The following is a 13,735-nucleotide window of genomic DNA, read 5'->3' as shown; positions in this document are numbered from 1 at the left end:
GGTCAGTTCTCCTCTTGTGCGCTGCGTTTGCGCCGGTGTTCTGCCGCGCCCCGCCAGCCGAGGACCGGCAGGTCGAACTTGGCCACCAGCCGGTCGGTGAAGGACGCCTCGTGCGCCCGCGCCAACCGGACCGGGGTCTTGCCACGTCTCACCTGGATCCGGGCGCCCGGCGGCACCTCGACCATCCGCCGCCCGTCGCACCACAGCACCCCGCGGCCGTGCCAGGCGGCGATCAGCTCGATCTCGAGCTCCGAGGTCGGCGCCACCACGATCGGCCGGGAGAACAACGCGTGCGCGCTCAGCGGGACCATCAGGATCGCCTCGACCTCGGGCCAGACGATCGGCCCGCCGGCCGAGAACGCGTACGCCGTACTGCCGGTGGGCGTCGCGACCACCACCCCGTCGCAGCCCCAGCGCGACAGCGGCCGGCCGTCGACCTCGACCATCACCTCGAGCATCTTCTCCCGGGCCGCCTTCTCGACACTGGCCTCGTTCAGCGCCCAGGTGTCGAAGATCAGGTCGTCGCCGAGCCGGACGTCGACCGCGAGCGTCATCCGCTCCTCGACCGTGTAGCTGCGGTCGACCACCACCTCGACGATCCGCCCCAGGTCGTCCCGCTCGGCCTCGGCCAGGAACCCGACGTGCCCCAGGTTCACGCCGAGCACCGGGGTGCCGTGCGGACGGGCCAACTCGGCGCCGCGCAGGATCGAGCCGTCGCCGCCGAGCACGATGATCAGCTCGACCTCGAGGGCGGCCTTGTCCGGATCGTCGGCGATCTCGACCGGGTCGAGCTTCATCGCCTCGGCCTCGTCGGCGAGCAGCCGGACCAGCAGACCCGAGTCGGTCAGCAGCCGGTGCGCCTCGCGGGCCACCTCCACCGCCAACTCGCGGCCGGTGTGCGTGACCAGCAGTACGCGCCGTGGCTCGGACACCGGCTCAACCACTGGGACCTGCTTTCGGGTCGTTCACTGCGGGCCGCTCTCGATGGCGGTCCGGAGCATCGTCTCATCGAGCGGAGGCGCGGTACGGCGTATCCACAGGAAGTATTCGACATTTCCCGACGGACCGGGCAACGGACTGGCCGCCACCCCGGCCACTCCCCAGCCCAGCTCGGCCGCTTTCCGGGCCACGCCGCGGACCGCGTCGGCGCGCAGTTCGGGGTCGCGGACCACCCCGCCCTTGCCGAGGCGCTCCTTGCCGACCTCGAACTGTGGCTTGACCATCAGCATCAGCTCGCCGTCGGGTTTCACCACGCCGAGCAGCGCCGGCAGCACCAGGGTGAGCGAGATGAAGCTCAGATCGCTGACGACCAGGTCGACCGGGTCGCCGCCGATGTCGTCGAGGGTGAGGGTGCGGACGTTCGTGCGGTCCATCACGGTGACGCGGTCGTCGGTCTGCAACGCCCAGACGAGCTGTCCGTAGCCGACGTCGACCGCGATCACGCGCTCCGCCCCGTTGCGCAGCAGTACGTCGGTGAACCCGCCGGTGGACGCGCCCGCGTCGAGGCACCGGCGGCCCTCGACCTGTACTTCGGTGAACGCCTCCAGCGCGCCGATCAGCTTGTGCGCACCTCGCGAGGCGTACCCCGGGTCGTCGGTTTCGGACGTGTCCACGAGGATGGCGGCATCCGCGCCGACTCCGGTGGCCGGCTTGCTGGCGACGGCGCCGCCGACCTTGACCTTGCCGGCCAGCACCAGCTCACTGGCATGCTCCCGCGACCGGGCCAGCCCGCGCCGCACCAGCTCCGCATCCAGCCGGAGCCGCTTGACGCCCCCCTTAGCCATCCGCCCGAATCACTCAGCCCCGGCCGCCATGCTCGGCGTCCGCCTCCACCAAGGCACTCTGCAGCCGCTCATGCAGATCCGCGTAAACCTCCGCATGCTCACCGACCGGCCGCTCCCGCAGCCCGTCCAGCCGCCCCATCACCTCATCCACCAACGGATGCACCCCGTCCTCGTCGACCTCGTACCGCGAACCGTCCCGCGCAGCCTCCGCCGCAGGGAAGGGCGAAGAAACAGCAGGCCCAGACGCAGGCGCAGCCGTTGCGGGCGCAGCAGGCGCAGGCGCAGCAGGCGCAGCCGCTGCGTGCCCAGCCGCCGAAACCGCAGGCCCCGGCTTCGGGAACGACGCAGGCGACGGGAACGCCTGACCGGGCGTAGGAACAGGCGCCCGAGCCACCGGCAAAGCTGCCGGCGCGACCTGCGTCTCCGCTTGCTCAGCCTCCTCCGCCTCGAACGGCTGGCGCTGGTCGGCGTCCTCGGAGACCTGGGCACTCGCCGCCTCGAACGACTCGCGGTGGTCGGCGTCCTCGAGGACCTCCGGGGTCGCCTCCTCGAACGGCTGGCCGTGGTCGGCGTCCTCGAAGACCTCCGGGCGCTCCGCTTCGTCGGCGTCCTCCGAGCCGGAGCCGAAGGCTGCTTGCATTTGAGCTTGAAAAGGAGTGAGTGCCTCCTCCTGCAGCGAGGCCTCGAAGGTGGACTCGGTGTCTTCGGACTCGACTGGATCGTCCGCGACAGCAGGCGTGGGATCGCCGTAGACGGTGAAACCTGCCAGCAGCGGATCCGTGTGCGGACGACCCTGCAGTGTCGGATTGACCCACCGCGACTCCGGGCCGGGCTCGGAGTCGTAGTCCGGCTCCGGCTCGTCCTCGGTCCGTGGGTCGGCGCCCGGCTCGACGTCGGGGTCGACCTCCGGGGGGAACTGCTCGCCGGGGTGATCGGTCACGTCACGCCTTCTTCGCCGGGGCCTTCTTGACCGTCTTCTTCGCCGCCGTCTTCCCCGCCGGCACCGCCTTGGCGGCCGGCACCGCCTTGGCAGCCGGCACTGCGTTGGCGGCCGGGGCCGCCTTGGCCGGCGCGGCCTCCTTCCCGGCGCTCTTCTTGGCGGGGCCCTTCTTCGCCACGTCCTTGGCGACCACCGACGCCGGCGTCGGCGTTGAGGCGGAAGCGGCCGCGGCAGCAGCGGTGGCGGCGTCGGAGGCCGCGGCAACCGCCTCGTTAGCCTCGGCGAGCTCGCGCTCCAGCCGCTCGACCCGCCGGGTCAGCGCCCCGACCTCCTCGGCCCGCACGAAGCCCAGCCGCGCCACCGCGCCCTCGACCTCGTTTGCCACGATCGCCTGCAGCAACTGGCGGTTGCTCTTGCTGGTGGCAACGATCTCCTCGGCCAGGTCGCTCACCTTGGTGGTCACGCCGGATGTCAGCTGCTCGGCGCCGGTCTGCTGCAGCAGCGCCTTCGCGGCCTGCTGAGCGCGTTGCTTGGTCACCTCGGTCAGGCCGTTCGCCAACTGTACGTACCCGCGCAGTGCGTCCATCACCATGACTGCCTCCTTGTTAGCTGCATTCCCGCCCCACCGCCCCGGTCTGGTTAGCTGCATTCCCGCCCACCGCCCCGGTCCGGACCTCGTTGCCAGCCACGGTATCGCGCGACGCCGCCAATACCAGCGCACCCATGCTCCCGACCGCGGCTACTTGCTCAGACCGACCCGGTGCAGCGCCTCGTCGATCTTGATCGACCCAGGCTTCGGCGCGGGCTTCGGCTGCGGCCGCCGCCCCCGGGTGGCGCCCTTCGCCGCGCTCTTGCTGGCCGACTTGGCCGGAGCGTCCACCGCCGCCCAGGTCGCGGACAGGATCGCCCGCAGCCCGTCGTACGGCTCGCCCTCGCCGGTGACCGCGACCGCGCCGTCGACGACAGTCGCCGTCCAGCCCGCGCAGGTGTGCTTGCCGCCCTCGACCTTCACGCCCGGATGCTTCTGTGCCAGCGCTCCCAGCCCCGCACCGATGTACGTCGGCCGCTGGTCCTTCGGCGCGGCCGCGAGATCGTGCGCGTCGTTCACCCCGGTCGCCACCCACAGGCTGGCGATCCCGACGTTGTGCGCCCCGGCGATGTCGGAGTCCAGCCGGTCGCCGATCATCAGCGGGCGCTCCGCCTCCAGCCGCTCGATGCTGGTCTCCAGCAGCGGCGCCTCCGGCTTGCCGGCGACGATCGGGTCCACCTCGACCGCCGCGCGTACCGCCTGCACCAGCGTGCCGTTGCCGGGCGCCTTGCCGCCCGCGGTGGGGATGGTGAGGTCCAGGTTCGTGGCGTACCACTTGGCGCCTTCGTTGATCGCGTGCGCGCCGTCGGCGAGCATCACCCAGTTCACGTCCGGGTGGAATCCCTGCACCACGGCGACGGGATGCGCGTCGCTGCTGCGGACCGGGTTCAGCCCGTACTCTTCCAGCGCGGAGTACAGGCCTTCGCCGCCGACCACGAGCACCGGCGAGCCCTTCGGGAAGTCCTTGGCGATCAGCTTCGCCGCCGCCTGCGCGGAGGTGACCACGTCCTCGGCGATCACGTCGAGCCCGAACGACGCGAGGTGCTCGGCGACGATCGAGGCCGGGCGGCTCGCGTTGTTGGTGATGTAGCCGATCCGCATCCCCTCCTTGGCGGCCTTGCGGAGGTTCTCCGGCGCGTCCGGGACCGGGTCCGGCCCGACGTAGACGACGCCGTCCAGGTCGAGCAGCGCCACGTCGTACCGGGTGGCGAGCGGTTCGTCACACGCCGACAGCGGAGCGGGCGATTCCGGTGTGCTGGTCATGCTTCCCCCCGTACGATGCCGCCCATGTCGCATGCGTCCGCAAACGTGCTGCGGCTCGAGCCGCTGCGGGCCTGGCGGTTCGTGGCCGGCAAGGTGAGCGCCCTCGGCGCGGTCACGTCGCCGCCGTACGACGTACTGGAACCCGCCCTGGTCCGGCGGCTGACTGACTCTGATCTCCACAACATGGTGAGGCTCATCCTTCCACGCGATCCCGACCTCGGTCCCGGCCGGTACGACGAGCCCGCGCGCAGGCTGTCGGACTGGCAGCGGGCCGGGGTGGTGATCCAGGATCACCGGCCCGCTCTGTACGTCTACGAGCAGCGGATCGGCGGCGCCGTACTGTGCGGCCTGGTCGGTTCGCTGGGCCTCGATCCGTCCCGCCGGGTGGTCCTGCCGCACGAGGACGTGATGCCGCACTGGGTCGACGACCGGTTCGAGTTGATGGAGGCGACCGACGCGGACCTGGAGCCGATCCTGCTCGCGTACGCCGGGGGCGGCGCGGCCAGTGACGCCGTGGACGAGGCCCGCTCGGGTGAGCCGTGGCTGGTCGCGGACACCGAGAACGGCGCGCAGCACCGGATCTGGCGGATCGACGACCCGGTCAAGCTCGCCCAGATCCGGGAGGAACTCGCGACCCACGACGCCCTGATCGCCGACGGCCACCACCGCTACGCGGCCTACCTGGAACGCAACCGGCGTGAGCCGGACCGTCCCGGCACCGAGGTGGGTCTGGCCATGCTCGTCGACAACGACAGGCACCCACTCACCCTCGACCCGATTCACCGAGTCGTCCCAGGCCTCACCCTGGACCTGGTGAAGTCCCGTACTCCGGCCGGCTGGCAGGTGCTCCCCGACCGGGTTGAGGGCGTGCCGGACAGGATCGCCATCACCGACGGCACCTCCTGGGTGACGCTGCAGTCCACTGAGGGCCAGGTGACTCCTACAGTCGCCCTGCTCCACCGAGAGCTCCTGCCTGCCTGGGGCACACCCCTGGGCGAGATCACGTTCCACCACGCGCTGACCGACGCAGTAGCACTCGCTGGACCCTCCCAAGCCGCTGTAGAGCTGGTAGCTCCACGGATGGACCAGGTGCTGCAGTCAGCCCTCCGGGGCGTGGTGCTGCCGCAGAAAGCGACGTCCTTCGGCCCCAAGCCGCGAGTAGGCCTTCTCTTCCGGATGCTGTCCTAGCCCTAGAGGTTGCTCCAGTCTTCGCGGTAATCACTGGAGGATCGGCCATCGCTGGCTATCGCGCGCACTGGTTGAGTTCGAGGTATGCAGATCACCGTCCCCGCCCGAACCGGACGTGCCGTCCATGTTCCCGCCGGTTCCTTCGTCCGCGTCACCGACCTGGCCGGCGAGCAGGTCGGCGACCTGTTCGCCTTCACCGCCGACGACCACCTGAGCGCGTCGCACACCAGAACCGCGACCAGCCGGCTGTTCCCGGCGATCGGCGAGGCGTTCGTGACGACTCGCCGACGGCCGATCCTGACGCTGGTCGCCGACACCTCACCCGGCCATCACGACCTGCTGATCGCGGCGTGCGACGCCACCCGGTACGCCGGTCTCGGCGGCGCCGCGGACCACCCGTCCTGCGCCGACAACCTGGCCCGCGCGCTGGCCACGCTCCCATCGGGCCCAGCCGACTTCGGCCTCGGCTTCGGCACGGATCCCGCGCCGCACCCGACCGCCGTACCGCAGCCCGTCAACGTCTTCATGCGCGTCCCGGTCGGCGCCGACGGCCGGCTCAGCTGGTTGCCAGCAGCAACCAAACCCGGGGACGCGATCACCTTCCGCGCAGAGCTCGACTGCGTGGTCGTGCTGTCCGCCTGCCCACAGGACCTGACCGCCATCAACGGTTCGGGCCCGACCGCTCTCGCCCTCGACATCCTGGAGGACCTCCGATGACCACCCACCCCGCCTTCTCGCCCGTCACCATCGGGCCCTTCGCCCTGCCGAACCGGTTCGCCGTCGCCCCGATGACGCGCACCTCGGCAACGCCGACCGGAGTACCCACCGCCGACATGGCCGAGTACTACGCCGGCTTCGCCGCGGGCGGCTTCGGCCTGATCGTCACCGAAGGCACGTACACGGATTCCCTGTACAGCCAGGGATATCTCAACCAGCCGGGTCTCGTCTCCGAGGCTCAAGTACTCGCCTGGCAGGACGTCACCAGCCGCGTCCACGCCACCGGCGGCCGCATCATCGCCCAGCTGATGCACGCCGGCGCCATCACCCAAGGCAACCCGTACTCCGCTGCAACTGCAGGCCCGTCGGCGGTCCAGCCGCTCGGCGAGATGATGCCCGACTACGGCGGCAGCGGCCCCTGGCCGGTGCCGCACGAGTTGACGTTGCGGGACCTGGACGCCGTGGTCGACGGGTTCGTCACGGCCGGCCTCAACGCACACGCCGCGGGCTTCGACGGCGTGGAGGTGCACGGCGCGAACGGCTACCTGCTCGACCAGTTCCTCACCACCTACACGAACCTGCGGACCGACTCGTACGGCGGCCCGGTCGCCAACCGGATCCGCCTCACCACCAGGATTGTGGCGGCGCTCTCCTCGGCGCTGCCCGCGGACTTCGTGATCGGAGTACGGCTGTCGCAGACGAAGGTGAACGACCTGGTCTACCGCTGGCCCGGTGGCGCCGCCGACGCCGAGGTGATCTTCCCAGCGGTCGCGGACGCGGGCGCGTCGTACCTGCACATCGCCAGCGAGGGCCGCAACTGGATCGACACCGCGCGGCTGCCGGGCGGCCAGACCATCACAGGCCTGGCCCGCCGGCTGACCGGACTCCCGGTCATCGCCAACGGCGGCATGCACGATCCGGCCCAGGCCGCGCAGGTCCTGACCGACGGTCACGCCGACCTGGTGTCGATCGCCCGCGGCTCGTTGGTCAACCCCGACCTGCCGCGCCGACTCGCGGAGGATCGCGAACTGGCGGCGTTCGACCGGCAGATGCTGCACCCCGATGTCACCCTGGCGAACGCCCGGGCATGGCAGGCTGTCAGGTCATGAGCTGGCTTCAGGAGGCCGCGGCGGTGGCGGCGTTGACGTTCGACGTGGATGCGGAAGCGCCGATCCTCGCGCAGGGTGGGCACTACGCCGATCACCTGACGACGATGTCACACCAGTCCTACGGACCGGACGTCGGAGTACCCCGGATCCTTGATCTGCTTGACGATCTGGCCGTGCCCGCAACGTTCTTCGTGCCCGGCTGGGTGGCGGAGCAGCGCCCCGGACTGGCCGCGACGATCGTCGAGCGCGGGCACGAGGTGGCCCACCACTCGTACAGTCACCGGGCGCCGACCTCCCTGACGGCCGCCGAGGAGAGGGCTGACTTCGAACGCGCTCTGGCGGTCTTCGAGGCGCAGGACATCCCTGTCAGCGGGCATCGCGCCGCCCTGTGGGAGGCGAGCCCGCAGACGCCTGCGCTGGTCGCGGAGCACGGTCTGCTCTACGACTCGTCGCTGATGGGTGACGACCGGCCGTACCTTCTCAGTACCGGTGGGGTGGTGGAGTTGCCGGTGCACTGGTCACTGGACGACTGGGAGCAGTACGCCTATCTCCCCACGCCTCACGTCGGCTCGGTGATCGAGTCGCCTCGCAAGGTCCTGGAGCTGTGGAAAGCCGAGCTGGACGGGATGCGGCACTACCACTGCCTCTTCATGTTGTGCCTGCATCCGTTCCTGTCTGGTCGTCCCGGACGGCTGCTGGCGGTGCGGGAGTTGATCGAGTACGCCCAGCGCTGTGGGGATGTGACGTTCGCCCGGTGCCGCGACCTCGCAGTACGGGCGTCTGAAGACACGGCACTACCTGTACGGCCGGTTTCCGTGCCCGTGGTCGACCCGGCTGTCTATAACTGAGCTAGTTCGTCGGCCTCCACCGGCGCTTGACCTGGTCGACACGCGAACCACCCCGAAGCGGTTGACGCTCCAGGTCTACCGGCCCACCGGCCGCCCGCAGTACGAGCCGGCTGCGGCATGAGCGCCCCGAACGCCGGAGGGGATACCGTCACTTCTAGTCGCTCGGCGTACCGGAAGGTCCTCGAAAGAAAGTCCCGAACCACAGGAGATGACCGAGATGAAGTACCTGGTTACCGTGATCGACGACAAGACCAACTCCGGCACCTCGGACGAGATGGCTGCCATCAACGCGTTCAACGAACGGCTCGTGGCCGAGGGCCACTGGGTCTTCGCCGGCGGTCTCGACTCGCCCAGCACGGCCACTGTCATCGACAACCGGGGAGGAGAGGCGATGATCACCGACGGGCCCTTCCTGGAGTCGAAGGAGTACCTGGCCGGTTTCTGGGTCATGGAGGCCCCCGACCTCGACGTGGCGCTCAAGCTCGCCACCGAGGGGTCGAAGGCCTGCAATCGGAAGGTCGAGGTGCGGCCGTTCCTGGGTTAGAGGGCGAGATCGACGTCCGGGCGGCGATCACCCGTGTCCACCACGAGGAGTGGGCGCGGGTTGTCGCCTCCCTGACCAGGCGGTTCGGTGACCTGGACATCGCCGAGGAGGCAGCCGCCGAGGCGGTCGCGATCGCCGTCGAGCGGTGGCCGGCCGACGGCGTACCCCCCAACCCCGGCGCCTGGCTGACGACCACCGCCAACCGCAAGGCCATCGACCGGATCCGGCGTGAGAGCAAGCGCGACGACAAGCAGAAGGAGGCTCAGCTGCTGTCCGCCGATGACCCGCCCGAGCCTCTCGGCGCCATCGACGACGACCGGCTCCGGCTGATCTTCACCTGCTGTCACCCGGCGCTCGCGATGGAGACCCGGGTGGCGCTGACGCTGCGCATGGTCGGCGGTCTGACCGTGCCCGAGATCGCCCGTGCCTTCCTGGTGCAGGAGACCGCCATGAGGCAGCGGATCACCCGTGCGAAGGCCAAGATCAAGGGGGCTCGCATCCCTTATCGGGTGCCGTCCGCCGAGGATCTCCCGGCACGCGTCTCCGGCGTACTCGCCGTCCTGTTCCTGGTCTTCAACGAGGGCTATCTGGCGACCGGCCCCGACACCGATCCCGTCCGTCACGACCTGACCGCCGAGGCGATCCGGCTCGCTCGCCTGATCCGTGCCCTCATGCCGAAGGACGGTGAGGTGGCCGGGCTACTGGCATTGATGCTCCTCACCGAGGCCCGCCGCACCGCCCGGATTTCGGCGAGCGGCGAACTGGTCTCCCTCGACCAGCAGGACCGTGGGGCCTGGGACCCGGCGCTGGTCGCCGAAGGTCATCGGCTGGTGCGCGAGCGCCTGGCCACCGGGATGGCTCCGGGGCGCTACCAGATCCTCGCGGCGATCAACGCCGTACACACCTCCGCCCGCGACGTACGCGACACCGACTGGTCGCAGGTCGTCGCCCTCTACAACCAGCTCGTCCGCCTCGACCCCTCGCCGATCGTCGTCCTCAACCGGGCCATCGCGGTCGCCGAGCTCGACGGCCCGGAGGTGGCACTGGCAGCCGTCGACCGGCTTGAGGACAAGTTGGCCGACTACCACGCGTACCACGTGACGCGCGCCGATTTGTTGCGCCGCTTGGGCCGCAGCCAGGAGTCGCGCGCGGCGTACGACAAGGCCATCGAGCTGGCCGGCAACACCGCCGAAATCGCCTACCTAACCCGCCGCCGCGACCAACTGCAGTAGTCCCCTACGCAAGGCGGCACCGGTTGCCACCGCATCTCTAAGGGCGGTGGTAGATGTCCAGGAACTCCTCGCGGAGTGGCTTGCGGGCAGCTCGGTGGCGTTCCGTGAGTCTGCCGAGGGTGAAGGACAGCTCAGCATCGCTCTGCGCCGCAGCCTCCTCGGCCAGCAGCGTGAGCGCGTCGGCCGCTGCGCAGTGGTCCTGGTGCTGGCCAAGCAACTCCTGGAACTTGGCTGCCTGGACCGCGGTCTCCTTGGCTTCATCACCGAGCACGGATGCCGCCGTGTCGGCCGCGTAGCGCACCCGCTTAGCCAGCAGCCGTACTTCGTGCCAGTCGTCGTCCACTGTCCACGGCTTCAGCTGATCAGCCGCCTTGCCGAACGCCCTCTGAGCAGAGTCCAGCAACCGCGGCAGCACCTCCCCGCACGCCTTCGAAGCCTTCGCGTTGAGCTCGGGGGCTGCCGCCACCGCCTCCAGATCGTCGACCAGCAAGCCGGTGCGATCGCTCGTCACCACCTCGGCCGAACGCGCCGCAGCACGCTCCAGCCCGACGGTGAGCGTCGTCAGAATGGTGGCGACATGCTCGGGGTTGTCCTCACTCGTCACGCCGTCTCGGACCAGTGCCGCGATCACCTCGAGATCCCGCGCTTCACCACAAGCCTGCGCCAGCGCTGCTAGCTCGCTCCGGAGGTCCACCGCCCAATCCCCCGCCAGCACCTTCCGGAACAACTTCAGATCACTCCGCAACCGCCGGCACGAGACCCGAACCTGGTGGATGGCGTCATCCTCGGACTTCTCAACCATCCCGATCGACCGCTGCAGCCGCCGGGACCCCTTGAGCAGAGCGCTAGCCACCAACTCCCCCACCGGCGATTCAGCCGTCACCACACCCACACTCTCCACCATCGCCCCATTCTCTCCGCTCCCCCACCCCTACGCCCCGCCGCGCCGCTCCAGAACGCAGCACGGCCCGGACGAGAGCGGGAAACCCCACCACCCGTCCGGGCCGTCTCAAGCCAGGTCAGCCCTTGGGCTGCTCCTCGTCGCCGGCATCCACCGACTTCTCGACGTCAGCGTCGACCTCACCGTCGAGGGCGTCGTCGACGATGTCGACCTCGCCCTCGACCTCGCCCTCGACCTGCGTCTCGACGTCGCCGTCGAGTGCATCGTCCTCGCGGCCGGCTTCCGACTGCGTCTCGACGTCAGCGTCGACCTCGTCATCCAGCGCGTCATCCACGCTCTCGGCGTCGGCGTCGACCTCGCCGTCCAGGGCGTCATCCACGATCTCGAGGTCGTCCTGGTCGTCGGACTCCGCTGAACTCCCGCCCTCGTCGTCGGCATCGGCCGGCGTCTCGACCTCGACCTCAGCGTCGACGATGTCGAAGTCGTCTTCGTCGTCGGACTCCTCGGTGAAGACCGCCTCGTCGGCGGGCTTCTCGTCGAGCAGGTTCTCGCCGTGCACGACCGGGACGTTCTCTTCCTCAGCGTCGTCCAGGTCGGTGAACGTCAGCCCTTCGAGCTCGGCCGCACGCTCAGCCGCTCCGGTGGATCCGTCGGCGTCGGCACCGGCAGCCCGGTGGAACCACACCAGCGCCTCCTCGGTCCGGCCCGCCTCCGCCAGCGCGTCGGCATACGCGTAGCGCAGCCGCGGCAACCAGTCCGCCCGCGTCCGCTTGGTCAACTCGGGGATCTCGAGCGTCTGAATCGCCGCCGCGGTCTGGCCCATGTCCCGCCGGGCCCCCGCCGCCACGATCAGCATCTCGATCTGCGATCCCTCTTCGAGATCCTTGACCTGCTTCTCCCGCGACAACGCGAGCGCCTTCTCCGGCCGGCCGAGCGCACGCTCGCAGTCCGCCATCGTCGGCAGCACCTCGTGGTTGCCGGTCATCCGCCGTACCGCACGGAACTCCGTCAACGCCTCGTCATAGTGCTCAGCCAGATACGCGGTGATAGCAACTGCCTCCCGTACTCCGCCCAGCCGCGCCGCGAGCCGTCGCGCCGTCTTGGCGTGCAGGTAGGCAAGCTCAGGATCGTCGTCCAGGAACCGCCCGGACGCGACCAGGTGCTGCGCGACGAGGTCCGCCAGGCTGCGCGGCAAAGACCGAAGCTCCGCCTTCACCGACCGGTCGAGCTCGGCACCGGTGATGTCGGCCGGGATGACGGGGTCATCCCTGCGCGGACCGACCTTCTCCTCGTCCTGCCTGCCACTCCCGCGCGTTCCACGCTCGTTGCGCCCACGACCACCACGCTCGTCCCGCCGAGGCCCGCCCCGCTCATCACGACGCGGTCCACCACGGTCATCCCGACGCGGCCCAGACGTGCTCTGGTACCCAGTCCTGTCATCCCGTCGAGGCGTCGACCGCTCACCTACGCGGTCGTTCCCGCGCGGCCCAGTCCGCTCCCCACCCCGGAACCCAGTAGGCCGCTCATCCCGAGGCCCAGACCGCTCCCCGTACCCACCACGCTCATCCCGCCGAGGCGCAGATTTGTCATCCCGCCGAGGCGCGAACCCACCGTCACGGCGCAGACCCGTCCGCTCATCACGTGCCCCAGACCTGCCCTCTGACCGAGGAGCAGACCGGTCATCCCGCCGAGGCGCGAACCCGCCCTCACGGCGCGGACCCGTCCGGTCATCACGTGCCCCAGACCTATCGTCCGACCGCGGAGCCGACCGCTCATCACGCCGAGGCGCGGACCTGTCGTCTCGTCGTGCGGGTCGCTCGTCACGGCTGTAACCGCCGCGCTCACCACCAGAGCGGTCATCCCGCCGAGGTCCACGCGAACCGTCGTTGCCCGAGCCGGAGAACTGCCCACGGAACGGGTCCCGCTCCCCGCGGTCGCCCTTGTCGTCCCACCGAGTGTTGCGCGCCGGCCGCTCATCGCGCCGGGCTCCGGACCTGTCGTCCCCACGGGACGCAGAGCGGTCCTCCCAGCGCGAACCAGAGCGGTCATCACGCGAAGAGCTCGAGCCACGGGGTCCACCAGTGCCACGGGGAGCCCCGCCACCAGCGCCGCCGGTCCCACCCGTACGCGGTGCACCACTACGTCCAGCACTTGCGTTGCCTCCACGCGCACCGGATCCACCGGATCCAGCACCGCCACGGAACCCACCAGATCCCGAAGAACCTCCGCGGGCACCAGCACCACCGGAACCTCCGCGGCCACTGGACCCGCCAGCTCCGCCAGCGCCTCCACGGCCACCGGAACCACCAGTTCCGCCGGCACCGCCGCGAGAACCTGCTCCACCGGAGCCGCCTGCGCCGCCCCGGGAGCCTGATCCGCCGGCACCGCCGCGGTAGCCGCCGGAGTCGGAACGCCCGCCGCCGGCACGACCCGAGCCGCCGGACGAGCCACGGCCGGGGCGATCGCCCGGGCCTGAGCGGGGGTTGCGAGGTGGCGTAGCCACGATGACTCCTATCGGTCGTACGACGGTGTTGCGTTCAGACAAAACTACAGGCCAGACAAATGCTAAGGGCCACCCGGTGTGGGTGGCCCTTAACAGTGTGAATGTCCGGCGACGTCC

At 70.2% G+C, this 13,735-nt stretch carries 14 protein-coding genes; 6 read left to right on the top strand and 8 right to left on the bottom strand.

Annotated elements, in window-relative coordinates; genetic code table 11:
- Positions 1 to 2: 2 nt before the first annotated feature.
- From ABD255_RS29180 to ABD255_RS29160, 5 genes are all read right to left on the bottom strand, one after another.
- Positions 3 to 932, bottom strand: coding sequence for an NAD kinase (locus tag ABD255_RS29180; RefSeq protein WP_344219609.1), 930 nt, complete (start codon positions 930 to 932; stop codon positions 3 to 5).
- A gap of 33 nt (positions 933 to 965) precedes the next feature.
- A complete protein-coding gene (locus ABD255_RS29175) occupies positions 966 to 1,784 on the bottom strand; it encodes a TlyA family RNA methyltransferase (protein WP_344219607.1) in 819 nt (272 codons plus the stop codon).
- 13 nt (positions 1,785 to 1,797) lie between these two features.
- Positions 1,798 to 2,724 (bottom strand): hypothetical protein, encoded by a 927-nt coding sequence (locus ABD255_RS29170; RefSeq protein WP_344219605.1) that lies wholly within the window; start codon positions 2,722 to 2,724, stop codon positions 1,798 to 1,800.
- Between the two features lies 1 nt (position 2,725).
- Positions 2,726 to 3,316: a phasin family protein gene (locus ABD255_RS29165; RefSeq protein ID WP_344219603.1), complete on the bottom strand. Its 591-nt coding sequence runs from the start codon at positions 3,314 to 3,316 to the stop codon at positions 2,726 to 2,728.
- A gap of 147 nt (positions 3,317 to 3,463) precedes the next feature.
- Entirely contained in the window at positions 3,464 to 4,576 is a 1,113-nt protein-coding gene (locus ABD255_RS29160) for an HAD-IIA family hydrolase (RefSeq protein ID WP_344219601.1), read from the bottom strand.
- A gap of 24 nt (positions 4,577 to 4,600) precedes the next feature.
- On the opposite strand from ABD255_RS29160, the gene ABD255_RS29155 reads away from it, so the two are divergent.
- The 6 genes from ABD255_RS29155 (at position 4,601) to ABD255_RS29130 (ending at position 10,214) form a co-directional block, all read left to right on the top strand.
- Positions 4,601 to 5,764 (top strand): DUF1015 domain-containing protein, encoded by a 1,164-nt coding sequence (locus ABD255_RS29155; RefSeq protein WP_344219599.1) that lies wholly within the window; start codon positions 4,601 to 4,603, stop codon positions 5,762 to 5,764.
- An 84-nt stretch (positions 5,765 to 5,848) separates the two neighbouring features.
- Positions 5,849 to 6,481 (top strand): DUF1989 domain-containing protein, encoded by a 633-nt coding sequence (locus ABD255_RS29150; RefSeq protein WP_344219597.1) that lies wholly within the window; start codon positions 5,849 to 5,851, stop codon positions 6,479 to 6,481.
- Positions 6,478 to 7,590, top strand: a complete 1,113-nt coding sequence (locus ABD255_RS29145) for an oxidoreductase (RefSeq protein WP_344219595.1) — start codon at positions 6,478 to 6,480, stop codon at positions 7,588 to 7,590. Before ABD255_RS29150 ends, ABD255_RS29145 begins: the two co-directional genes overlap by 4 nt.
- Complete coding sequence (locus ABD255_RS29140; RefSeq protein ID WP_344219593.1) at positions 7,587 to 8,438, top strand: polysaccharide deacetylase family protein; 852 nt, start codon at positions 7,587 to 7,589, stop codon at positions 8,436 to 8,438. Before ABD255_RS29145 ends, ABD255_RS29140 begins: the two co-directional genes overlap by 4 nt.
- Before the next feature lie 217 nt (positions 8,439 to 8,655).
- Positions 8,656 to 8,982, top strand: a complete 327-nt coding sequence (locus tag ABD255_RS29135) for a YciI family protein (protein WP_344219675.1) — start codon at positions 8,656 to 8,658, stop codon at positions 8,980 to 8,982.
- A gap of 8 nt (positions 8,983 to 8,990) precedes the next feature.
- Entirely contained in the window at positions 8,991 to 10,214 is a 1,224-nt protein-coding gene (locus ABD255_RS29130; protein WP_344219673.1) for an RNA polymerase sigma factor, read from the top strand.
- Between the two features lie 37 nt (positions 10,215 to 10,251).
- On the opposite strand, the gene ABD255_RS29125 is transcribed toward ABD255_RS29130, so the two are convergent.
- The 3 genes from ABD255_RS29125 to ABD255_RS29115 all read right to left on the bottom strand — a co-directional run bounded on the left by ABD255_RS29125 (position 10,252) and on the right by ABD255_RS29115 (position 13,458).
- Complete coding sequence (locus ABD255_RS29125; RefSeq protein WP_344219591.1) at positions 10,252 to 11,118, bottom strand: CHAD domain-containing protein; 867 nt, start codon at positions 11,116 to 11,118, stop codon at positions 10,252 to 10,254.
- Positions 11,119 to 11,233: 115 nt separating this feature from the next.
- A complete protein-coding gene (locus ABD255_RS29120; RefSeq protein WP_344219589.1) occupies positions 11,234 to 12,310 on the bottom strand; it encodes a tetratricopeptide repeat protein in 1,077 nt (358 codons plus the stop codon).
- Between the two features lie 269 nt (positions 12,311 to 12,579).
- Positions 12,580 to 13,458 (bottom strand): hypothetical protein, encoded by an 879-nt coding sequence (locus ABD255_RS29115; protein WP_344219587.1) that lies wholly within the window; start codon positions 13,456 to 13,458, stop codon positions 12,580 to 12,582.
- Positions 13,459 to 13,735: the final 277 nt, after the last annotated feature.

Source organism: Kribbella sancticallisti (assembly GCF_039530625.1).
Classification (GTDB): Bacteria; Actinomycetota; Actinomycetes; order Propionibacteriales; family Kribbellaceae; genus Kribbella; species Kribbella sancticallisti.
This window is presented reverse-complemented; position numbering and strand designations above follow the sequence as displayed.